Source organism: Streptomyces sp. 1-11 (genome assembly GCF_007176755.1).
GTDB lineage: Bacteria > Actinomycetota > Actinomycetes > Streptomycetales > Streptomycetaceae > Streptomyces.
In genome coordinates this window covers 182338-204240 of sequence record NZ_BJTV01000010.1, presented here as the reverse complement: position 1 = coordinate 204240, position 21903 = coordinate 182338, and the positions used below count along the sequence as shown (strand labels likewise).

General features: G+C 73.4%; 13 protein-coding genes. All 13 read left to right on the top strand.

Features of this window, described 5'->3' with window-relative positions:
• Positions 1-42: 42 nt before the first annotated feature.
• The 13 genes from TNCT1_RS22405 to TNCT1_RS22345 all read left to right on the top strand — a co-directional run bounded on the left by TNCT1_RS22405 (position 43) and on the right by TNCT1_RS22345 (position 21867).
• Positions 43-1962 (top strand): ABC transporter ATP-binding protein, encoded by a 1920-nt coding sequence (locus TNCT1_RS22405; RefSeq protein ID WP_373920498.1) that lies wholly within the window; start codon positions 43-45, stop codon positions 1960-1962.
• 217 nt (positions 1963-2179) lie between these two features.
• The gene (locus TNCT1_RS22400; RefSeq protein WP_143634955.1) at positions 2180-3538 is read left to right on the top strand and encodes a lectin; all 1359 of its coding nucleotides are present in this window, start codon (positions 2180-2182) and stop codon (positions 3536-3538) included.
• 168 nt (positions 3539-3706) lie between these two features.
• Positions 3707-4246 (top strand): (2Fe-2S)-binding protein, encoded by a 540-nt coding sequence (locus TNCT1_RS22395; protein ID WP_143634953.1) that lies wholly within the window; start codon positions 3707-3709, stop codon positions 4244-4246.
• Positions 4243-5238: a xanthine dehydrogenase family protein subunit M gene (locus TNCT1_RS22390; RefSeq protein WP_143634951.1), complete on the top strand. Its 996-nt coding sequence runs from the start codon at positions 4243-4245 to the stop codon at positions 5236-5238. Before TNCT1_RS22395 ends, TNCT1_RS22390 begins: the two co-directional genes overlap by 4 nt.
• 32 nt (positions 5239-5270) lie before the next feature.
• The gene (locus tag TNCT1_RS22385; RefSeq protein ID WP_235902824.1) at positions 5271-7655 is read left to right on the top strand and encodes a xanthine dehydrogenase family protein molybdopterin-binding subunit; all 2385 of its coding nucleotides are present in this window, start codon (positions 5271-5273) and stop codon (positions 7653-7655) included.
• Between the two features lie 50 nt (positions 7656-7705).
• Positions 7706-10078: a glycoside hydrolase family 65 protein gene (locus tag TNCT1_RS22380; RefSeq protein ID WP_143635129.1), complete on the top strand. Its 2373-nt coding sequence runs from the start codon at positions 7706-7708 to the stop codon at positions 10076-10078.
• A 144-nt stretch (positions 10079-10222) separates the two neighbouring features.
• The gene (locus TNCT1_RS22375; protein ID WP_143634949.1) at positions 10223-11074 is read left to right on the top strand and encodes a LytTR family DNA-binding domain-containing protein; all 852 of its coding nucleotides are present in this window, start codon (positions 10223-10225) and stop codon (positions 11072-11074) included.
• Positions 11075-11211: 137 nt separating this feature from the next.
• Positions 11212-11583 carry a hypothetical protein gene (locus TNCT1_RS22370; RefSeq protein ID WP_143634947.1) on the top strand — a complete coding sequence of 124 codons (372 nt, stop codon included), beginning with the start codon at positions 11212-11214 and terminating at the stop codon, positions 11581-11583.
• Positions 11580-13340: a cation acetate symporter gene (locus tag TNCT1_RS22365; protein ID WP_143634945.1), complete on the top strand. Its 1761-nt coding sequence runs from the start codon at positions 11580-11582 to the stop codon at positions 13338-13340. The genes TNCT1_RS22370 and TNCT1_RS22365 overlap by 4 nt, the downstream gene beginning before the upstream one ends.
• Positions 13337-14521 (top strand): sensor histidine kinase, encoded by a 1185-nt coding sequence (locus TNCT1_RS22360; protein ID WP_174266397.1) that lies wholly within the window; start codon positions 13337-13339, stop codon positions 14519-14521. Before TNCT1_RS22365 ends, TNCT1_RS22360 begins: the two co-directional genes overlap by 4 nt.
• Positions 14522-14628: 107 nt before the next feature.
• Positions 14629-15639, top strand: coding sequence for a LacI family DNA-binding transcriptional regulator (locus tag TNCT1_RS22355; protein WP_143634943.1), 1011 nt, complete (start codon positions 14629-14631; stop codon positions 15637-15639).
• Positions 15640-15845: 206 nt separating this feature from the next.
• Positions 15846-20132, top strand: coding sequence for a discoidin domain-containing protein (locus TNCT1_RS22350; protein WP_143634941.1), 4287 nt, complete (start codon positions 15846-15848; stop codon positions 20130-20132).
• Positions 20133-20451: 319 nt separating this feature from the next.
• The gene (locus TNCT1_RS22345) at positions 20452-21867 is read left to right on the top strand and encodes an extracellular solute-binding protein (RefSeq protein ID WP_143634940.1); all 1416 of its coding nucleotides are present in this window, start codon (positions 20452-20454) and stop codon (positions 21865-21867) included.
• The last annotated feature ends 36 nt before the right edge of the window (positions 21868-21903 follow it).

The window sequence follows — 21903 nt, the reverse complement described above, 5'->3', positions numbered from 1 at the left end:
GGACATTGACCTCAACGACGCTTGAGGTCCTACGTTCTCTCCATGAGCATGGAGACCACCGCCTGGACGCAGTTGCACAGCGTCATGAACGCGCAGGCCGACCGCCGCCCCCTCGCCCGCGCCACGCTGCGCCGCATCGCCGCCTTCGCCCGCCCGCACCGCGCGGGCATCGCCCGCTTCGTCCTGCTCGGGGTGGTGACGGCCCTGCTGGCCGTGGCCACCCCGGTGCTGGCCGGCCACGTCGTCGACGCGATCGTGGCAGGCCACGACTCCCGTACCGTCGTACGGCTCTCCCTGCTCATCGCGCTGGTCGCGCTCGCGGAGGCGGGGCTGGGCATCCTCGGCCGGCGCCTGTCGGCGTCGCTCGGGGAGGGGCTCATCCTCGACCTGCGCACGGCCGTGTTCGATCATGTGCAGCGCATGCCCGTCGCGTTCTTCACACGTACCCGTACGGGAGCGCTGGTCAGCCGTCTCAACAACGACGTGATCGGCGCCCAGCGCGCGTTCGCCAACACCCTCTCGGGCGTGGTGACCAACCTCGTCACGCTGCTGCTCACGCTCGCGGTGATGCTAACCCTGTCCTGGCAGATCACCCTGCTCGCGCTGGTGCTGCTGCCGGTGTTCGTGCTGCCCGCCCGCCGCATGGGCAGCCGCATGGCCCGCATGCAGCGGGAGGCGGCGGCCCTCAACGCGGCCATGGGCACCCGGATGACCGAACGCTTCTCCGCGCCCGGCGCCACCCTGGTGAAGCTGTTCGGCCGTCCGGAGGAGGAGTCGGCGGAGTTCGCGGCCCGCGCCCGACGGGTGCGCGACATCGGGGTGCGCACGGCCACCGCGCAGTCGGTGTTCATCACCTCCCTCACCCTCGTCTCCGCCCTCGCCCTGGCCCTCGTCTACGGCCTCGGCGGCTGGTTCGCGCTGCACGGCACCCTGGAGGCCGGCGCGGTCGTCTCCCTGGCCCTGCTGCTCACCCGCCTGTACGCCCCGCTCACCGCGCTCGCCGGGGCCCGCGTCGAGGTCATGTCCGCCCTGGTCAGCTTCGAGCGCGTCTTCGAGGTGCTCGACCTCAAGCCGCTCATCGAGGAGAAGCCCGGCGCCGTCGAGGTCCCGGCCGGGCCGGTCGCCGTGGAGTTCGACGACGTCCGGTTCGCCTACCCGGCCGCCGACCAGGTCTCCCTCGCCTCCCTGGAGGAGGTCGCCGCCCTGGACACCCGCGGCGGCACCGAGGTCCTGCACGGCGTCTCCTTCCGCGCCGAGCCCGGACAGACCGTCGCCCTGGTCGGCTCCTCCGGCGCCGGCAAGTCGACCATCGCGCAGCTCCTGCCGCGCCTGTACGACGTGGGCTCCGGGGCCGTGCGGATCGGCGGGACCGACGTACGCGACCTGACCGCCGCCTCGCTGCGGGCCACCCTCGGCATGGTCACCCAGGACGGCCACCTCTTCCACGACACCGTCCGCGCCAACCTGCTGCTGGCCGGCCCGGACGCCACGGACGAGGAGCTGTGGGACGCGCTCGGCCGTGCCCGCCTCGCCGAGGTGGTGCGCGCCCTGCCGGACGGTCTGGACACGGTCGTCGGCGAGCGCGGCTACCGGCTCTCCGGCGGCGAACGCCAGCGCATGACCATCGCCCGCCTGCTGCTGGCCCGCCAGCGCGTGGTCATCCTCGACGAGGCCACCGCCCACCTGGACAACACCTCGGAGGCGGCCGTGCAGGAGGCCCTCACCGAGGCGCTGGAAGGGCGCACCGCTGTGGTGATCGCCCACCGGCTGTCCACCGTGCGGGCCGCCGACCAGATCCTGGTGGTGGAGTCCGGCCGGATCGTCGAACGCGGCACGCACGACGAACTGCTCGCGGCGGACGGGCGGTACGCCGAGCTGCACCGCACCCAGTTCGCCCGCCGCGACGGCGAGCCGCACCGCACCCGCTTCGCCCGCCGCGACGGCGAGGTGCCCGCGGTCTGACGGCCGCGCCTCCCCGCGGCCGGCCGTACCGGCAGGTCGCGGGGCACCGGGGCGTGCGCCGTGTCCGTCCAGATACATGACCGCTGTCCAAACCCTTGACGCCTGTGGTCCGTACCTTTAACTTCACGCCTTAAACAAAGACGCCGTACGCTCGGACCCGCGGTCCCCGCCGCTGTCCCGCGTCCGGCCGCCCCCCACGTGAAAGGCCGGCTCCCACATGGCCAGACCGCTCACCGCGGCCGTACCGCTCGCCGCCCTGTCCCTCGCCGCCGGGCTGCTCGCCGCCGCCCCCGCCCAGGCCGCCACCGGCACCGTCACCGGCCTCGCCGGCAAGTGCCTCGACGTCGCCGGGGCCGCCTCCGCCGACGGCACGCCCGTGCAGCTCTACGACTGCAACGGCACCGCCGCCCAGCAGTGGACGGTCGGCGCCGACGGCACCATCCGCGCCCTCGGCAAGTGCCTGGACGTGACCGGGAACTCGACCGCCGACGGCGCCAAGGCGCAACTGTGGTCCTGTACCGGCGGCGCGAACCAGAAGTGGACCGTCACCGCCGCCCACGACATCGTCAACCCGCAGGCCGACAAGTGCCTGGACGTCACTGACAACAACTCCGCGAACGGCACCCGTGTGCAGATCTGGAGCTGCGGCGGCGGAGCCAACCAGAAGTGGAACGCCCCCGCGGCGGGCGGCGGCACCACCCCGTCCGCGCCGATGGCCGTCGCCCCCTACCTGTACAACGGCTGGGGCAGCCCGCCCAGCCCCACCACCGTCACCCAGGCCACCGGCGTGAAGTGGTTCACCCTGGCCTTCGTGCTCAGCAACGGCCACTGCAACCCGCAGTGGGACGGCAGCCGCCCGCTGACCGGCGGCGTCGACCAGCAGACGGTGAGCACCGTGCGGGCGAACGGCGGTGACGTCATCCCGTCCTTCGGCGGCTACAGCGGCAACAAGCTGGAGAGCTCCTGCTCCAGCGCGGGCGAACTCGCCGCCGCCTACCAGAAGGTCGTCGACGCCTACGGCCTGAAGGCGATCGACATCGACATCGAGGCCGACGCCTACAGCAACCCCACCGTGCAGCAGCGGACCGTGGACGCGCTGAAGACCGTCAAGGCCGCCAACCCCGGCCTGAAGGTGTACATCACCATCGGCACCGGGCAGAGCGGCCCCGACACCGGCCTCATCAACCGGGCCGCCTCCTCCGGACTGACCGTCGACGCCTGGGCCATCATGCCGTTCGACTTCGGCGGCGCCGGACAGAACATGGGCAACCTCACCACGCAGGCCGCCGAGGGCCTGAAGAACGCGCTGAAGAACGCCTACCACTACAGCGACGACCAGGCCTACCGGGACATGGGCATCTCGTCCATGAACGGCGTCACCGACGACAACGAGACCGTCACGGTGAACGACTTCCGGACCATCCTGGCCTACGCGCAGGCACACCACCTGGCCCGGCTCACCTTCTGGTCCGCCAACCGCGACCGCCCCTGCGCCGGCGGCCCCGCCGACAGCTGCTCCGGTGTCTCCCAGTCCGCGTGGGACTACACCCGCGTCTTCGCCGGCTACACCGGCTGACCCCGCCCCCCAGGAGACCCCGTGTCCCGCCCCCGCCGCCGCGGCCCCACCGGCCGGCCCGGCGGCGGGGGCCGCGCGGGGCCCTGGAGTGGCCGGGAAGTGTGAGGCGTCGCAGCCTGGATACGCGGTGTGCCGGACACCGCGGCCCGCCCGGAAGGCCTTCCCGCCATGACCAGAGAAGACCGGCTCGACCCGCACTCGGAGATCACCCTTCGGGTGAACGGCAAACCGCACACCCTGCTCGTCGACCACCGGCGGGTCCTGCTGGACCTGCTCCGCGAGGACCTCGGTCTCACCGGCTCCAAGAAGGGCTGCGACCACGGTCAGTGCGGCGCCTGCACCGTCCTGGTGGACGGGCGGCGCGTCAACGGCTGTCTGCTGCTCGCCGTCACCCTCGACGGCAGCGAGGTCACCACCGTCGAGGGACTCGGCGGCGACGGCGAGGAGCCGCACCCCCTGCAGCGGGCCTTCCTCGAACGCGACGCGTTCCAGTGCGGCTACTGCACGCCGGGGCAGCTCTGCTCGGCCGTGGGCATGATCGCCGAGGCCGCGGCCGGCCACCCCTCGCACGTCACCGACCCCGCGGAGCCCTCCGGCCGGCCCGTGCCGCTGGACCGGACCGAGATCCGCGAACGGCTCAGCGGCAACCTGTGCCGCTGCGGCGCCTATCCGCGCATCGTCGAAGCGGTGGAGGACGTGATCGGGTGAAGAGCTTCGGATACCTCAGGCCCACCGGCGTCCAGGAGGCCGTCGAGGCCCACGCCGCCCACCCCGGCGCCCGCTACCTCGCCGGCGGCACCAACCTCGTCGACCTGATGAAACTCGGCGTGGAGAGCCCCGCAGTCCTCATCGACGTCGGCCGGCTGCCGCTGGACGCGGTCGAGGAACTCCCGGACGGCGCGCTGCGCGTCGGCGCCACCGTCCGCAACAGCGACCTCGCCGCCCACCCGCTCGTCCGCGACCGTTACCCGGTGCTCTCCCAGGCGCTGCTCGCCGGCGCCTCCGGCCAGCTCCGCAACGCCGCCACGACCGGTGGCAACCTGCTCCAGCGCACCCGCTGCCCGTACTTCCAGGACCTGGACAAGCCCTGCAACAAGCGCGAGCCGGGCAGCGGCTGCGGCGCCCTGGAGGGCGTCCACCGCGACCACGCCGTGCTCGGCCACTCCTCGCACTGCATCGCCACCCACCCCTCCGACATGGCCGTGGCCCTCGCGGCCCTCGACGCCCGGGTCGAGCTGTACGGCGCCGAGGGCGGCCGCAGCATCCCGGTGGCCGACTTCCACCGGCTGCCCGGGGTGCGTCCGGAGCGGGACACCGAGATCCGCCCCGGCGAGCTGATCACGGGGGTGCTGCTCCCGGCCGCCCGGGCCGGCGTGCCCTCCGCCTACCGCAAGGCCCGCGACCGGGCCTCGTACGCCTTCGCCCTGGCTTCCGTGGCCGTCGTGCTGCGGGTCGCGGACGGCGTCGTGGACCAGGTGGGGCTCGCCTTCGGCGGCCTGGCCCACCGGCCCTGGCGGGCCCACCACGCGGAGACGGCCCTGCTGGGCGCGGCGGCCACCCCCGAGGCCTTCGAGGGCGCCGTCGCCCTGGAACTGGACCGCGCGGAGCCGCTGCGCGACAACGCCTACAAGGTGCCCCTCGCCCGCAACCTCGCACTGGACGTCCTGAACCGCCTCGCGCCCGCCCCCGCGGCGGCCTGACCCACGGACCCGGCCGACCCGAGGAGAACCCGATGGCGAACGACCCACTGGCGCACGGCGGCCCGCTGCCCGGGACCGGGCTGCCGCACGACGATCCGATGGCCGCCACCGGGCTGCCGCGGGACGACCCGACGACCGGGACGGGGCTGCCGCACGACGACCCGATGGCCGCCACCGGGGCGCCCCGGGACGACCCCGTGGCCGGGACCGGGCTGCCGCACGACGACCCCCTCGCCCGCACCGCCGCCGCCCCCGAAGCCGGCGCCGGCCGGCGCCCCGGCACGGGAGCCCTGGAGCAGGACCCCCTCCCCACCCCGCGGACCGGCACCGCCCTCGGGGCCCCCGCCGGACGGCGGGAAGGACGGGAGAAGGTCACCGGGAAGGCCCGCTACGCCGCCGAGTATCCGCTGCCCGGCCGCGCCCACGCCTGGCCGGTGCCCGCCGCCGTGGCCCGCGGCCGGGTCACCGGCGTGGACACCTCGGCCGCGCTCGCGCTGCCCGGCGTCCTCGCCGTGCTGACCCCCGGCGACGCCCCCCGCCTCGGCAATACGGACGACGCCACCCTCGCCGTCCTGCAGAACCGGCACGTGCCGCACCGGGGCTGGTGCGTCGCCCTCGCCGTCGCCGAGACCCCGGAGGCGGCCAGGGCCGCGGCCCGGGCCGTCCGCGTCGGCTACGCCACCGAGCAGCACGACGTCGTGCTCCGCCCGGACCACCCGGACGCCTACGAGCCGGAGGAGGCCAACGGCGGCCAGCCGGGCCGCGTCGAACACGGCGACCCGCACGGCGTCTACGCCGCCGCCGACGTCCGCCTGGACACCGAGTACCGGGTGCCGCCCCTGCACAACCACCCCATGGAACCGCACGCGAGCACCGCGCACTGGGACGGCGGCCGGCTGACCGTCCACACCTCCAGCCAGGGCGCCACGACCGTCCGGTCCGTGCTCGCCGGTCTCTTCGGCCTGCCCGAGGAACACGTCACCGTGGTGGCCGAGCACGTCGGCGGCGGCTTCGGCTCCAAGGGCACCCCGCGCCCCGACGTCGTGCTCGCCGCGATGGCCGCACGGCACACCGGCCGGCCGGTCACGGTGGCCTACCCCCGCCGGTACCTGCCCACCGTCGTCGGCCACCGCGCCCCCACCCTGCACCGGCTGCGCCTCGGCGCCACCGCCGACGGACACCTCTCGGCGCTGCTGCACGAGGTCACCACGCACACCTCGCACGTCAAGGAGTTCGTGGAGCAGGCCGCGGTGCCCTCCCGGGTCATGTACGCCGCCCCGCACCTGCTCAGCACCCACCGGGTGGTGCCGCTGGACGTGCCCAGCCCGTCCTGGATGCGCGCCCCCGGCGAGGCCCCCGGCATGTACGCCCTGGAGTCGGCGGTCGACGAACTCGCCGACGCCCTGCGCCTGGACCCGGTGGAACTGCGGATCCGCAACGAGCCGGACGCCGAACCCGGCAGCGGCAAGCCGTTCAGCAGCCGCCACCTCGCCGAGTGCCTGCGCGAGGGCGCCCGCCGCTTCGGCTGGGACCGGCGCGACCCGCGTCCGCGCTCCGCCGCCGAGGGCCCGCTGCTCATCGGCACCGGAGTGGCCGCGGCGACCTACCCGGTCCAGATCTGGCCGTCCACCGCCTCCGCGCAGGCCCTGCCCGACGGCACCTACGTCATCAGGGTGGACGCAGCCGACATCGGCACCGGCGCCCGCACGGTCCTCGCCCAGGTGGCGGCCGACGCGCTCTGCGTGCCCCTGGACCGGGTGCGCACCGAAGTGGGCCGCAGCGACCTGCCCCCGGCGTCGCTGGCGGGCGGCTCCTCCGGCACCGCCTCCTGGGGCTGGGCCGTGCACGAGGCGTGCGCCGCCCTGGCGGTCCGGCTCGCCGAGCAGCGGGGCCCGCTGCCCGCCGACGGACTCGTCGCCCGCTCCGACACCGCAGGCCGGGCGGACGCCGAATCCCCGTACGCCCGGCACGCCTTCGGCGCCCACTTCGCCGAGGTGGCCGTCGACACCGTCACCGGCGAGGTCCGGGCCCGCAGGATGCTCGGCGTCTTCGCCGCCGGGCGGATCCTCAACGCCCGCACCGCGCGCTCCCAGTTCGTCGGCGGCATGACCATGGGCCTGGGCATGGCCCTGACCGAGGGCAGCACCATGGACGTCCCGTTCGGCGACTTCCCCGAGGCCGACCTCGCCTCGTACCACGTGCCCGCCCACGCCGACGTACCCGACGTGGAGGCGCACTGGATCGAGGAGGACGACCCGCACCTCAACCCCATGGGCAGCAAGGGCATCGGCGAGATCGGCATCGTCGGCATCGCCGCCGCCCTCGGCAACGCCGTCCACCACGCCACCGGGATCCGGTTCCGCGAACTGCCCCTGACCCCGGACCGGATCCTGTCCGGACTGCTGTCCGAACGGTGACGGCCACGGCGAGGGACCCGGAGAGGGACCCGGAGAGGGGGACCGCCCAGGTGCCGGGACTGCTGTGGGAGTACGACGGCTACGACCCCGCCGAGGAACGCCTGCGGGAGTCGCTGTGCACCCTGGGCAACGGCTACTTCGCCACCCGCGGCGCGCTGCCCGAGTACGCCGCGGACGACGTGCACTACCCGGGCACCTACGCGGCCGGCGTCTACAACCGGCTCACCTCCGACGTCGCCGGCCGCCGGGTCGAGAACGAGGACATGGTCAACCTGCCCGACTGGCTGCCGCTGCGCATCCGCCCCGCCGGCCACGACTGGCTCGGACCCGACACCGCCCCGGTCGCCGAGCACCGGCAGATCCTCCACCTGGACCCGGGCGTGCTGGAACGCCGCACCCGGTACCCGCTGGACGGCGGCGGCACGCTCCTGGTGCGGCAACTGCGGCTGGTCCACATGGGCGACCCGCACCTCGCCGCCCTGCGCACCGACGTCACCGCCGAGGACTGGACCGGCGAGATCGACGTCGAGGCCGCGCTCGACGGCGGCGTCACCAACTCCGGAGTGGCCCGCTACCGCGACCTGGACGGCCGCCACCTCACCCAGGTCGAGACGGGCAGCGCCGAGTCCGGCGCGATGTGGCTGCGCTGCCGCACCCGCACCTCGGACATCACCGTCGGGCTCGCCTGCCGGCTGACCGCCGACGCCCCCGCGGCCGACGCGCACGAGCCGACCCGGGCCGTGCGGCGCCTGCGCCTGGGACTCGCGCCCGGCCGCACGGTCACCGTCGACAAGTGCGTCGCCCTGCACACCTCCCACGACCCCGCCATCGGCGACCCGCTGTGCGCCGCCGTCGACCGGGCCGACACCGCACCCGACTTCGACGACCTGCTCGCCTCGCACGCCACGGCCTGGGAGCAGTTGTGGCGGCGGGCCGAACTCGACGTACCGGGCGAGCCCGGCAGCATCCTGCGCCTGCACCTCTTCCACGTGCTGCAGTGCCTCTCCCCGCACACCGCCGACCTCGACGTCGGCGTTCCCGCCCGCGGACTGCACGGCGAGGCGTACCGGGGACACGTCTTCTGGGACGAGCTGTTCGTGCTGCCCTACCTCAACCTCCATCTGCCCGAGGTCTCCCGGGCGTTGCTCCGCTACCGCCACCGCCGCATGGACGCCGCCTGCCACACGGCCCGCGAAGCCGGCCGGCGCGGCGCCCTGTACCCGTGGCAGAGCGGCAGCGACGGCCGGGAGGAGACCCAGGAGCTGCACCTCAACCCGCGCTCCGGGCGCTGGCTGCCGGACCACTCCCGGCTGCAGCGGCACGTCGGCTCGGCGGTGGCGTACAACGTGTGGCAGTACTGCGAGGCCACCGGCGACACCGAGTTCCTGCACACCGAGGGCGCCGAGATGCTGCTGCAGATCGCCCGCTTCTGGGCCGACTCGGCCACCTACGACGAACACCTCGGCCGGCACCGCATCCTGGGCGTGGTCGGCCCCGACGAGTACCACGACGCCTACCCCGGCGCCGACCGGCCCGGCCTGGACGACAACGCGTACACGAACGTGACCGCCGCCTGGGTGCTGCTGCGCGCGCTCGGCCTGCTGCGCGACCTGCCCGAGCCGCGCCGCCGCGAACTCGCCGAGCTCATCGGCCTTGAGGAGGACGAACTCGCCCGCTGGGAGGAGGTCTCCAGGACCCTCCACGTGCCCCACCACGAGGGCGTGATCAGCCAGTTCGAGGGCTACGGCGACCTCGCCGAACTGGACTGGCAGGGCTACCGCGACCGGTACGGCGACATCCGGCGCCTGGACCGGATCCTGGAGGCGGAGGGCGACACCGTCAACCGCTACAAGGCATCGAAGCAGGCCGACGTGCTGATGCTGGGCTACCTGTTCTCGCCCGCCGAACTCCAGTCCCTGTTCCGGCGGCTGGGGCACCGCATGGACGAGGACATCTGGTCCGCGACGGTCGACCACTACCTGCACCGCACCTCCCACGGCTCCACCCTCAGCGGTCTGGTGCACGGCTGGATCCTGGCCCGCGCCCGCCGCGCGGACGCGTGGGGCTTCGTCCAGGAGGCGCTGCGCGGCGACATCGCCGACGTCCAGGGCGGCACCACCGGTGAGGGCATCCACCTGGGCGCCATGGCCGGCACCCTCGACCTCGTACAGCGCTGCCTCACCGGCCTGGAGACCCGCGACGGCGCCCTCTGGCTCGACCCGGTGCCGCTGCCGGAACTCTCCTCCTACGGCTTCTCCCTGCGCTACCAAGGCCTTTGGGGCGTACGGCTGCGGCTGCGCGCGGGCATGCTGGAGGCCGTCGTGCCGGCCGCCACCGGCCGCCCGCCCATCGACTTCCGCCTGCCGGACCGGGTGGTGCGGGTCGGGCCCGGGGAGAGGGTGCGCATGCGGCTGCCGGACTGACCGGCGCGCGGTGCCGGCCGGCTTCTCGACGGCCGCGGCACCGAGGGGCGAGGATGCCTTCGGGCGGACGCGCGCGCGTACGCCGGCGCGGGAACCGGCGGTCCGGCGGAGGACGAGAGGGCGGGGGACGAGGAGATGCGGGACATGGGCGCGGCCGGACGGCCCGGGCCGCGGGCCGGCGACGGGCAGGAGCCGCTGCGCGCGCTCGCGGTGGACGACGAGGAACCCGCGCTCGGGGAACTGCTGTACCTCCTGGAGCAGGACGAGCGGATCGGCGGCGTCGTACCCGCCCTGGACGCCACCGCCGCGATGCGCCTGCTGGAGGACGCCACGGCGGCGGGCCCCGGCGGCCCGGACGCCTTCGACGTCGTCTTCCTCGACATCAACATGCCCGGCCTGAGCGGCCTGGACCTGGCCGGTCTGCTCGGCCGCCACCCGGACCCGCCGCTGATCGTCTTCGTCACCGCCCACGAGGACTTCGCGCTGCGGGCGTTCGACCTCAAGGCCGTCGACTACCTGCTCAAGCCCCTGCGCAAGGAACGCTTCGCGGAGGCCGTACGGCGGGTCGCCGAACTGACCAGGGCCGGGCAGGGACCCCGACCGCCCCGGCTCCCGCCGTCCGGCCCCGCCCCGGCGGGCGGCCCCGGCGACCAGGTCCCCGTGGAACTCGGCGGCGTGACGCGGTTCGTGCCCGTCGCCGACATCACCTACGTCGAGGCCCAGGGCGACTACGCCCGCCTGCACACCCCGCACGGCAGCCACCTGGTGCGCGTCCCGCTGACCACCCTGGAGGAGCAGTGGCGCCCGCGCGGCTTCGTCCGCATCCACCGCAGCCGCCTGGTCGCCCTCGGCCGCATCGAGGAACTCCGCCTGGACGGCGGCAACCTGACCGTCCGGATCGGCGACCGGATCCTCGCCGTGAGCCGCCGCAACGCCCGGGAACTGCGGGACCTGCTGGCCGCGCGGGCCCGGGGCACGGTACGCGGACGGCGGTGACGCGGGCGGTCGCCGGACCCGCGCGCGGCGGCCGCGGCGGCCCGGCGGCGATCCGCGTCCGGTGTCTACCTGACCGCCCCCGCGCTGCGTACACTCGCGGCAACAAGGGTGATCACCGCGGTGCCGGGGAGTGCGTGATGGGTGCGGAATCCGTCCCTCGCAGGGAGGTGGTCACCGGACGCCCCCGCACCGACCGCGCCGGCCTCCCCCCGCCCCGCGCCGCCGCCCCGCCCGGCGGCCGCGCCGCAACCCCGGGCGACGACGCCTCCGTCCGTTCGCTGATGCGCCGTCAGCTCCGGGCCGCTCTCACCACGACGGCCCTGCTCGCCGCCTCCCTCGGACCGCTCCCCGTACTCCTGCGGCTCGTCCCGGCCGGCGGCGCGCGGCACGACGTCCCGCTCGCCGTCTGGCTGCTGCTCGGCGTGGCGCCGTACCCGGTCCTGCTCTGCGCCGGAGCCTGGTACGTCCGCCGGGCCGAGCGCAACGAGGGTGACGTGACCGGGCGTTGAACCAGACGTACGGAATCGCCGGGGTGTCGGCCGTGGTCCTGGCCACGGTGCTGGTCGGCGCGCTGGGCCTGCGCGTCTCGCGCACCACCTCCGACTTCTACGTCGCCTCGCGCAGCGTCCGGCCGCGGCTCAACGCCTTCGCCGTCAGCGGCGAGTACCTGTCCGCCGCCTCCTTCCTCGGCATCGCCGGACTGCTCCTCGCCCAGGGCGCCGACATGCTCTGGTTCCCCATCGGCTACACCGCGGGGTTCCTGGTCCTGCTCGCCTTCGTCGCCGCCCCGCTGCGCCGGTCCGGCGCCTACACCCTGCCGGACTTCGCCGAGGCCCGTCTGGAGTCCCGTGCCGTGCGGCGGATCGCAGGGGTGCTCGTGGTCGGCGTCGGCTGGCTCTACATGCTGCCCCAGCTCCGTGGTGCCGGGCTGATCCTGCGGCTGCTCACCGGCGCGCCCGGCTGGTCCGGCGGCCTGGTCGTCGCCGCCGTGGTCACCGTGGCGGTGGCCGCCGGCGGCATGCGCAGCGTCACGTTCGTCCAGGCGTTCCAGTACTGGCTGAAGCTCACGGCCCTGCTGGTGCCCGCCGTGTTCCTGCTCATCGCCTGGCGCGCCGACCGGGCCCCGGCGCCCGCCTGGGACGAGCGGCCCGTCTTCCAGCGCTCCACCCGGGTCGCCGTGGACCGGCCGCTGACCCTGACCGTCCACGAGCCGGTGCGCGTCACCGTCACCGGGACGGTCGACGGACGGCCCCTGGACGGCGGCCCGCTGACCCTCGGCGCGGGCACCCACCGGATCGGCCCCGGCACCGCCCTGAACTTCCCGCCCGGCGCCCCCGTGCCGCTGCCCGGCGACGGCGGGCCCGACGCGGCCCCCGCCGGCTGGACGCAGCCGCTGTCGGAGGGCCGCGAACAGAACGGCCTGTACGCCACCTACGGGCTGATCCTCGCCACCTTCCTCGGGACCATGGGCCTGCCGCACGTCGTCGTCCGCTTCTACACCAACCCCGACGGCCGGGCCGCCCGCCGCACCACCGTCGTCGTCCTCGGACTCCTCGGCGCCTTCTACCTGCTGGTCCCGCTCTACGGCGTGCTCGGCCGGCTCTACGCCCCCGACCTGCTGCTGACCGGCGACACCGACGCGGCGGTGCTCGTCCTGCCGCAGCGGCTGATCGGCGGGCCCGGCGGCGACCTGCTGGGCGCCCTGGTCGCCGGCGGCGCCTGCGCGGCGTTCCTGTCCACCGTCTCCGGACTGACCATGTCCGTGGCCGGGGTGCTCGCCCAGGACGTACTGCCCACCCTCGGCATCCGCAACTACCGGCTCGCGACCCTGCCCGCCATCGCGGTGCCCACGGCCGCCAGCGCCGTCGTCAGCGACCTGCCGGTGGCCGACGCGGTCGGTCTCGCCTTCGCCGTGTCCGCCTCCTCGTTCTGCCCGCTGCTGCTCCTCGGCATCTGGTGGCGCGGCCTGACCCCGCCCGGCGCGGTCGCCGGACTGCTCCTCGGCGGCGGATCCGCGCTCACCGCGGTGACCGTGACCATCGCCGGCGGGGCGGGATCCGGCCCGCTGCACACCCTGCTGGCCTGGCCGGCCGTCTGGTCGGTGCCCGTGGGCTTCGCGGCCATGGTGCTGATCTCCCTGGCCACCCGGCACCGGGTCCCGGCGTCCGTCGCCGCCACGATGGCCCGGCTCCACCTGCCCGAGCCGGCGAGCGCCCTGGGCGTCCCGCACGGCGGTGCCCGGCGGGCCGCGGGACGCCGCTCGTGACCGCGCTGGGCACCGTCGTCCTCGCCGTGGCCGCTCTCGCACTGTTCGCCCTGGGCGCCGCCCTCGGCCACGCCGGCGCCCGCCGGCAGCAGGAGAACCCGGCCGACGTGGGCACCCCGGTCGAGCGGGCCACCTTCCACACCCTGCACACCGCCTCCCTCGCCGCGCCGCCGCTGCGCGCCGGACTCACCCCGGACACCGCCCGCAAGGCGGCCCGCCGGCTGCGGCCGCTGCTCGGCACCGTCGCCCTCGCCCTCGCCGACCAGGAGTCCGTGCTCGCCTGGGACGGCGCCGGCGACCACCACCGGGCCGCGGCCGAGGCCCACCTCGCCCACGCCGCGCGCACCCGGACCTTCCCGCTCGCCTGCCCCGACGCCCGCTGCCCCGTGCGCTGGGGGGTGGTGGTCCCGCTGACGGTCGACGGCCGGGCGGCCGGCGCCCTGGCCGCCTTCGCCGACCAGGAGTCCGCCGTCGTGGTGCGGGCCGCCGAGGAAGTCGCCCGCTGGGTCTCCGTACAGCTCGAACTCGTCGACCTGGACCGGGCGCGCTCCAGCGTGATCGAGGCCGAGATCCGGGCCCTGCGCGCCCAGATATCCCCGCACTTCATCTACAACTCGCTCGCCTCCATCGCCTCGTTCGTCCGCACCGACCCCGAGCGGGCCAGGGAACTGCTGCTGGAGTTCGCCGACTTCACGCGCTACTCCTTCCGCCGGGGCGGCGACTTCACCACGCTCGCCGAGGAGCTGCGCTCGATCGAGCAGTACCTGGAACTCGCCCGCGCCCGCTTCGGCAGACGCCTGGAGGTGACCTTGCGGATCGCCCCCGAGGTACTGCCCGTCACCCTGCCGTTCCTCTGCCTGCAGCCCCTCGTCGAGAACGCGCTCAAACACGGTCTGGAGGAGTCCGTGGACCGCGGCCGGATCACCATCACCGCCGAGGACGAGGGCACCGAGGCCCGCGTCGTCATCGAGGACGACGGCGTCGGCATGGACCCGCAGCGCCTGCGCGACCTGCTGCGCGGACGCGGCGGGCCGTCCGCCGGGATCGGCCTGAGCAACGTGGACATGCGGCTGCGCCAGGTCTACGGCGACGGCCACGGCCTCGTCATCGAGACCGGCGTCGGGGCCGGCACGAAGATCACCGTACGGCTCCCCAAGTTCCACCCGGGCTCGGCCCGCTGAAGCGAGAAGCACGCGAGATCCGCGGGAACGGACGGCGCCGCACGCGCCGCCAACGCGGGCGGCAATCACCGCAATTCATTTGCGGGAATTGCGCTAGGCTTGCGTACATGACGCGACGACTTGCTCAGGTGGCTAAGAAAGTGGGGGTCAGCGAGGCGACGGTCAGTCGTGTCCTCAATGGCAAGCCCGGTGTCTCGGAGTCGACCCGCCAGTCCGTGCTCACCGCTCTCGACGTCCTCGGCTACGAGCGGCCCACGCAGCTGCGCGGCGAGCGGGCCCGGCTGGTCGGGCTCGTCCTGCCGGAGCTGCAGAACCCGATCTTCCCGGCGTTCGCCGAGGTCATCGGCGCCGCGCTGGCCCAGCAGGGGCTGACGCCGGTGCTCTGCACCCAGACCAAGGGCGGCGTCTCCGAGGCGGACTACGTGGACCTCCTGCTGCAGCAGCAGGTGTCCGGCGTGGTCTTCGCGGGCGGTCTGTTCGCGCAGGCCGACGCGCCGCACGACCACTACCGGCAGCTCGCCGAGCGGGACATCCCGGTGGTCCTGATCAACGCCTCCATCGAGGGCCTCGACTTCCCCTGTGTCGCCTGCGACGACGCCGTCGCCGTCGAGCAGGCCTGGCGCCACCTCGCCTCCCTGGGGCACGAGCGGATCGGGCTGGTCCTCGGCCCGAGCGACCACGTCCCCTCGCGCCGCAAGCTGGAGGCCGCCCGGGCGGTGGCGCGCGGCAACGGCGCCGAGCTGCCGGAGGAGTTCGTCGCGCGGTCCATGTTCTCGCTCGAGGGCGGACAGGCCGCGGCCGCCCGGCTCCTGGAGCGCGGGGTGACCGGCATCGTGTGCGCCAGCGACCCGCTGGCGCTCGGCGCCATAAGGGCGGTGCGCAGGCGCGGACTGAGCGTCCCCGGGGACGTGTCGGTCGTCGGCTACGACGACTCCGCCTTCATGAACTGCACCGAGCCGCCGCTGTCGACGGTCCGTCAGCCCATCGAGGCGATGGGCCGGGCGGCGGTCGAGTTGCTCTGCGCCCAGCTCCAGGGCACCCGTTCGCACCCCGGTGAGCTGCTCTTCGAGCCCGAACTGGTACTCCGCGGCTCCACGGCGCCCCCGCCCGCGGGCTGATCCCGCCTCCTCGCCTCCCGGCCGAACACCGGTACGGGGACACCGCACAGCGGTGTCCCCGTACCGGTGTTCTCGTATGCCCTGGACCACAAGTTCTCGCGTCGGCAGCGTAGACGACTCAACAGCTCTCTGGAACTCTCTGAGCGTTCAACGCAAAGAGAAGACATCCATGCGTTTCATTCATGAGGCCTAGATTCGAGGGACTGATGAGAATCCGCAGAAGGGGATCGCGGTGCCTGAGCGCCGTGATCGTGACCAGCCTGCTGGCGCTGGTCGGCCCGGTGGTGACCGCCCGGGCCGCCGGAGGACCGGACATCGCACTGGGGGACAGGTCGTCGGCCAGCAGCGCCCACAGCGAGTACGCCGCCGCGAACATCACCGACGGCGACCAGGGCACCTACTGGCAGAGCGCCGGCTCCGACTTACCCCAGTGGGTGCAGACCGACCTGGGCACGACCGAGAACGTGGACGAGGTCGTCCTCAAGCTGCCCGCCGGCTGGGAGAGCCGGGCCGAGACCCTCTCCGTCCAGGGCAGCGCCGACGGCACGAGTTTCAGCACGCTGAAGACCTCCGCCTCGTACACCTTCAGCCCGGGGGCCGGGAACACCGTCACGGTCGCCTTCCCGGCGGCCCGGACCAGGTTCGTACGGATCGACGTCACCGCCAACACCGGCTGGCGCGCGGCGCAGCTCGCCGAGCTGGAGGTGCACGCCGCCGGTGAGTCGTCGGCGAACCTGGCCGCCGGCCGGATCCTGACCGCGAGCAGCCACACCCAGACGTACGTCCCGCAGAACGCGGGCGACGGCAACCGGGCCACGTACTGGGAGAGCGGCAACGACGACTTCCCGCAGTGGCTGCGCGCCGACCTCGGCTCCTCGGTGCGTGTCGACCGCGTGGTGCTGCGGCTGCCCGCCGGCTGGGAGAAGCGCAGCCAGACGCTCAAGGTCCAGGGCAGCGCGAACGGCACGGACTTCACCGATCTGACCGCCTCCCGCGCCCTCACCTTCGACCCGGCGACGGGCAACTCGGCGACCGTCGCCCTGGACGCCACCACCACCCGCTACGTCCGGGTGCTCGTGACGGCCAACTCCGCGCAGCCAGGCGCCCAGATCGCCGAGATGGAGGTGTACGGGCCGCTGACGGGGGACACCCGGGCCCCCAGCGCCCCGGCCGGACTGGCGCTCACCGAGCCCGCCACCGGACAGGTGCGGCTGAGCTGGCACGCGGCCACCGACGACGTCGCGGTGACCGGGTACGACGTCTACGCCAACGGCTCGCTGCTGGCCGGCGTCGCCGGTGACGTCACCACGTACACCGACATCCGCCCGGCCGGCGAGACCGTCTCCTACTACGTACGGGCCCGCGACGCGGCCGGCAACCAGTCGGGCGACAGCAACACCGTCACCCGCACCGGCGACAAGGGCGACACCCAGGCACCGACCGCCCCCACGAACCTGGCGTACACCGAGCCGGCGGCCGGCACGATCAAGCTGACCTGGACCGCGTCCACGGACGACACCCGGGTCACCGGCTACGACGTCTACGCCGACAACACCCTGCGCGACAGCGTCGCCGGTGACGTCACCGCCTTCACCGACACCCAGCCCCCGACGCGCACGGTGACCTACTACGTGCGCGCCCGGGACGCGGCCGGCAACCGGTCCGCGCCCAGCGACAGCGTGACCCGCAACGGCACCGGGGGCGCGGGTTCCGACCTCGCCGTCGGCAAGCCCATCGCCGCCTCCTCCGCCGTCGACCCCTACGTCGCCGCGAACGCCGACGACAACAACACCACGACCTACTGGGAGGGCGCGGCCGGCAGCTACCCGAACACGCTGACCGTCGAGCTGGGCGCCAACGCCGACCTGGACCGCCTCGTGCTGAAGCTGAACCCGGACTCCCTCTGGGCCAGGCGGACGCAGACGATCGAGGTGCTGGGCCGGGAGCAGAGCGCCGACGGCTTCACGTCCCTGGTCGCGGCGAGGAGCTACACCTTCGACCCGGCCGACGGCAACGCCGTCACCGTCCCGGTCACCGCCCGGGTGGCCGACGTGCGGCTGCGGTTCACGGCCAACTCCGGCGCCACCGGCGGCCAGCTCGCCGAGTTCCAGGTGATCGGGGTCCCGGCGCCCAACCCCGACCTGGAGGTCACCGGCCTGACCGTGTCGCCGGCCGCCCCGGTCGAGTCGGACTCCGTCACGGTGTCGGCCACCGTGCGCAACAGCGGCCCGGCCGCCGCCCCGCCGAGCAGGGTCGCCGTGACCCTCGGCGGCACCAAGGCCGCCACCGCGCAGGTCGGCGCCCTCGCGGCGGGGGAGAAGACCACCGTCACCGCCTCCCTCGGACAGCGCGACGCGGGGACCTACCCGCTCGGCGCCGTCGCCGACGACGGTGACGCGGTGATCGAGCAGAACGAGTCCAACAACACCTACACCAGCCCCGGTCCGCTGGTCGTCAAGCCCGTCGACAGCTCCGACCTGGTCGCCTCGGCGGTGACCACCTCCCCGTCCAGCCCGACGGCGGGCGACGAGGTCACCTTCAGGGTGACCCTGAGGAACCAGGGCACCCGGGCCAGCGCCGCGGGCGCCCACGGCGTCACCCTCACCCTGACCGACTCCAAGGGCGGCACGGTCAAGACCCTGACCGGCTCCTGGGACGGCACCCTCGCGGCCGGCTCCGCGCAGGACGTCCGGCTGGGCCCGTGGACCGCCGCCGACGGCTCGTACACCGTGCGGACCGTCGTCGCCGACGACGCCGAGGAAGTGCCGGTCAAGCGCGCGAACAACACCTCCGTCCAGCCGCTGTTCGTCGGCCGCGGCGCCCACATGCCCTACGACATGTACGAGGCGGAGGACGGCACCACCGGCGGCGGAGCCAAGGTGGTCGGGCCCAACCGCACCGTGGGCGACATCGCCGGCGAGGCCTCCGGCCGCAAGGCCGTCACCCTGAACGCGACGGGGCAGTACGTGGAGTTCACCACCCGCGCCGCGACCAACACCCTGGTGGCCCGCTTCTCCGTCCCGGACGCGCCGGGCGGCGGCGGCATCGACACGACGATCGACGTCTACGTCGACGGCGTCCTCAAGAAGGCGCTGCCCCTGACGTCGAAGTACGCCTGGCTGTACGGGGCGGAGACCGCGCCCGGCAACTCACCCGGCTCCGGCGCCCCGCGGCACATCTACGACGAGGCGCACGTCCTCCTCGGCGAGACCGTGCCGAAGGGCAGCACCATCCGGCTGCAGAAGGACGCCGCGAACACCTCGACGTACGCCATCGACTTCGTCAGCCTGGAACAGGTGGCGCCGGTCGCCAACCCCGACCCCGCCGCTTACGCCGTGCCCACCGGACTCACCCACCAGGCCGTGCAGGACGCCCTGGACAGGGTGCGCATGGACACCACCGGCAAGCTCGTCGGCGTCTACCTGCCGCCCGGCGACTACGAGACGTCGAGCAAGTTCCAGGTGTACGGCAAGGCCGTGAAGGTGGTCGGCGCCGGACCCTGGTACACGGCCTTCCACGCGCCGGCGGCGCAGGAGAACACCGACATCGGCTTCCGGGCCGACGCGACCGCCAAGGGCTCGCTCTTCAAGGGCTTCGCGTACTTCGGCAACTACACCTCACGGATAGACGGCCCGGGCAAGGTGTTCAACTTCTCGGGCGTCTCGGACATCGTCATCGACGACATCTGGAACGAGCACATGGTCTGCCTGTACTGGGGGGCCGACACGGACCGGATCACCATCAGGAACTCCCGGATCCGCGACATGTTCGCCGACGGGATCAACATGACCAACGGCTCCACCGACAACCTGGTCACCAACAACGACGCGCGCGCCACCGGCGACGACAGCTTCGCGCTGTTCTCGGCGATCGACGCGGGCGGCGCGGACGAGAAGAACAACGTCTACGAGAACCTGACCAGCACCCTGACCTGGCGCGCGGCGGGCGTGGCCGTCTACGGCGGCTACCACAACACCTTCCGCAACATCCGCATCGCGGACACGCTGGTGTACTCCGGGATCACCATCTCCTCCCTGGACTTCGGCTACCCGATGAACGGCTTCGGGACCGATCCGACGACCTTCGAGAACGTGACCATCGAGCGGGCCGGCGGCCACTTCTGGGGCGCGCAGACCTTCCCGGCCATCTGGGTCTTCTCCGCGTCGAAGGTGTTCCAGGGCATCCGGGTCAACCACGTCGACATCGTCGATCCCACCTACAGCGGGGTGATGTTCCAGACCAACTACTCCGGCGGGCAGCCGCAGTACCCCGTCAAGGACACCGTCTTCACCGACGTCTCCATCAGCGGCGCCCGCAGGAGCGGGGACGCCTACGACGCCAAGTCGGGCTTCGGCCTGTGGGCCAACGAGATGCCGGAGGCGGGTCAGGGTCCCGCCGTCGGCGAGGTGACGTTCAACGGCCTCCGGCTGAGCGGCAACGCGGTGGACGTCCGCAACACGACCAGCACCTTCAAGATCGACATCAACCCCTGAGGCATCCGCAAGCCGTTTGCGGAACCTTGCAACACATTTGCGTGCGTTCCCTGCCCTCGTGACGAGGGCGAGCCGGCCCGCCTCGGGTGCCTCCCGAGGCGGGCAGCGGGCTGTTCTGGCACCCGTGGATTGCCTGTTGAGGCCGTCACGCCGACGCCGCACGCGCAGGCCGTACTGCGCGTCTGTCAATCAATTACGAAATTAGCGCGACATCTTGCGGGCTGTTGTCGGGGGTGGTTGAGTGTGCGGCGCCCCACAACGCACCGAGTCGCACCGACGGTGGGGCGACCTCACCGTTCATGCCCGAAGGGGACCACCCATGAGAAGTGCCCGGTTCCGCCGTACCCGCCGCTCCGGCGCGGTCGCCCTCGTCTCCGCGCTCGCCCTGACCGCGCTCGCCGCCTGCGGCACCAGCGCGAGCGACAACGGCGCCGGTGGTTCCGACGGAGGTGGCTCCTCCGACCCGGCCGCCCCCCTGGATCCCAAGACCAAGGTGACGATCACCATCGACTGCATGCCCCCCGCGGCCAAGGCGGCCGAGCTGCGGGAGTGGAAGCAGGACGTCGCCGAGTTCAACAAGAAGTACCCGAACGTGACCATCGAGGGCCGCTCCACCCCGGGCCAGTGCCTGGAGCCGCCCCGCTTCACCGCGATGCTCAAGGCCAAGTCCCAGCCCGACGTGTTCTACACGTACTTCACCGACCTGCCGCAGGTCCTCGACAACGACGGCGCCGCCGACATCACGGCCTACGTCAACGACAGGACGGTCCCGCTGCTGAAGGACATCGACCCGAACGTGCTCGGCTCGCTCAAGCACGACGGCAAGCTCTACGGCCTGCCCACCAGCAACTACACCATGGGCCTGCTCATCAACCGCAAACTCTTCAAGCAGGCCGGCCTCGACCCCGACTCCCCGCCGCGCACCTGGGACGAGGTCCGCGCCGCGGCAAAGAAGATCGCAGCCCTCGGCAACGGCATCGCCGGCTACGGCGACTACAGCGCGGCCAACACCGGCGGCTGGCACTTCACCGCCCAGGTGTACAGCCTCGGCGGCGACATCGTGGACGCGAGCGGGAAGAAGGCCGCCTTCAACAACGACATCGGCCGTCAGGTGGCGCGCAACCTGCACGCCATGCGCTGGGACGACGACAGCATGGGCAAGACCCAGCTGCTGAAGTGGGGCGACCTGCAGAAGCAGATCGCGAGCGACAAGCTCGGCATGTTCCTCGCCGCCCCCGACGACATCGCCTACATGGTCCAGCAACTCGGCGCCGAGTACGAGAACTTCGGCATGGGCCCGATCCCGGGCGAGAAGAGCACACTGGCCGGCGGCAACAACTACATGATCAAGAGCGGCATCTCCGGCGACAAGATCAAGGCCGCGATCGCCTGGCTGGACTTCAAGAACCTCACCGTCGGCAAGGGCCAGTTCGACTGGGCCCGCACCAAGGCCGACAAGCTGCCGGTCGGCGTCCCGCAGCCCAACTTCTGGCTGGGGGAGTCGAAGAAGAAGGACGACGCGGCACGGCTCGCGAACGCCACCATGCCGGTCACCAACTTCAAGACGTTCATGGACAACCCGGTGCCCGGCAAGGCCGAACCGCCCAAGGCGCAGGAGATCTACAAGGTCCTCGACAACGTGATGTCCGGCATCCTCACCAATAAGGACGCCGACGTCGACAAGCTGCTCTCCACGGCCGAGGCACAGGTCGACCAGGTCCTCGCCAACCAGTGACCGGTTCCCGGCGGGGCCCACGGGCGGCCCCCGCCG

Excerpts from the sequence above, each read along its gene's own strand:
- TNCT1_RS22405 (WP_373920498.1), top strand. The coding sequence starts at position 43 with ATGAGCATGGAGACCACCGCCTGGACGCAGTTGCACAGCGTCATGAAC.
- TNCT1_RS22400 (WP_143634955.1), top strand. The coding sequence starts at position 2,180 with ATGGCCAGACCGCTCACCGCGGCCGTACCGCTCGCCGCCCTGTCCCTC.
- TNCT1_RS22395 (WP_143634953.1), top strand. The coding sequence starts at position 3,707 with ATGACCAGAGAAGACCGGCTCGACCCGCACTCGGAGATCACCCTTCGG.
- TNCT1_RS22385 (WP_235902824.1), top strand. The coding sequence starts at position 5,271 with ATGGCGAACGACCCACTGGCGCACGGCGGCCCGCTGCCCGGGACCGGG.
- TNCT1_RS22375 (WP_143634949.1), top strand. The coding sequence starts at position 10,223 with ATGGGCGCGGCCGGACGGCCCGGGCCGCGGGCCGGCGACGGGCAGGAG.
- TNCT1_RS22370 (WP_143634947.1), top strand. The coding sequence starts at position 11,212 with ATGGGTGCGGAATCCGTCCCTCGCAGGGAGGTGGTCACCGGACGCCCC.
- TNCT1_RS22355 (WP_143634943.1), top strand. The coding sequence starts at position 14,629 with ATGACGCGACGACTTGCTCAGGTGGCTAAGAAAGTGGGGGTCAGCGAG.
- TNCT1_RS22350 (WP_143634941.1), top strand. The coding sequence starts at position 15,846 with ATGAGAATCCGCAGAAGGGGATCGCGGTGCCTGAGCGCCGTGATCGTG.
- TNCT1_RS22345 (WP_143634940.1), top strand. The coding sequence starts at position 20,452 with ATGAGAAGTGCCCGGTTCCGCCGTACCCGCCGCTCCGGCGCGGTCGCC.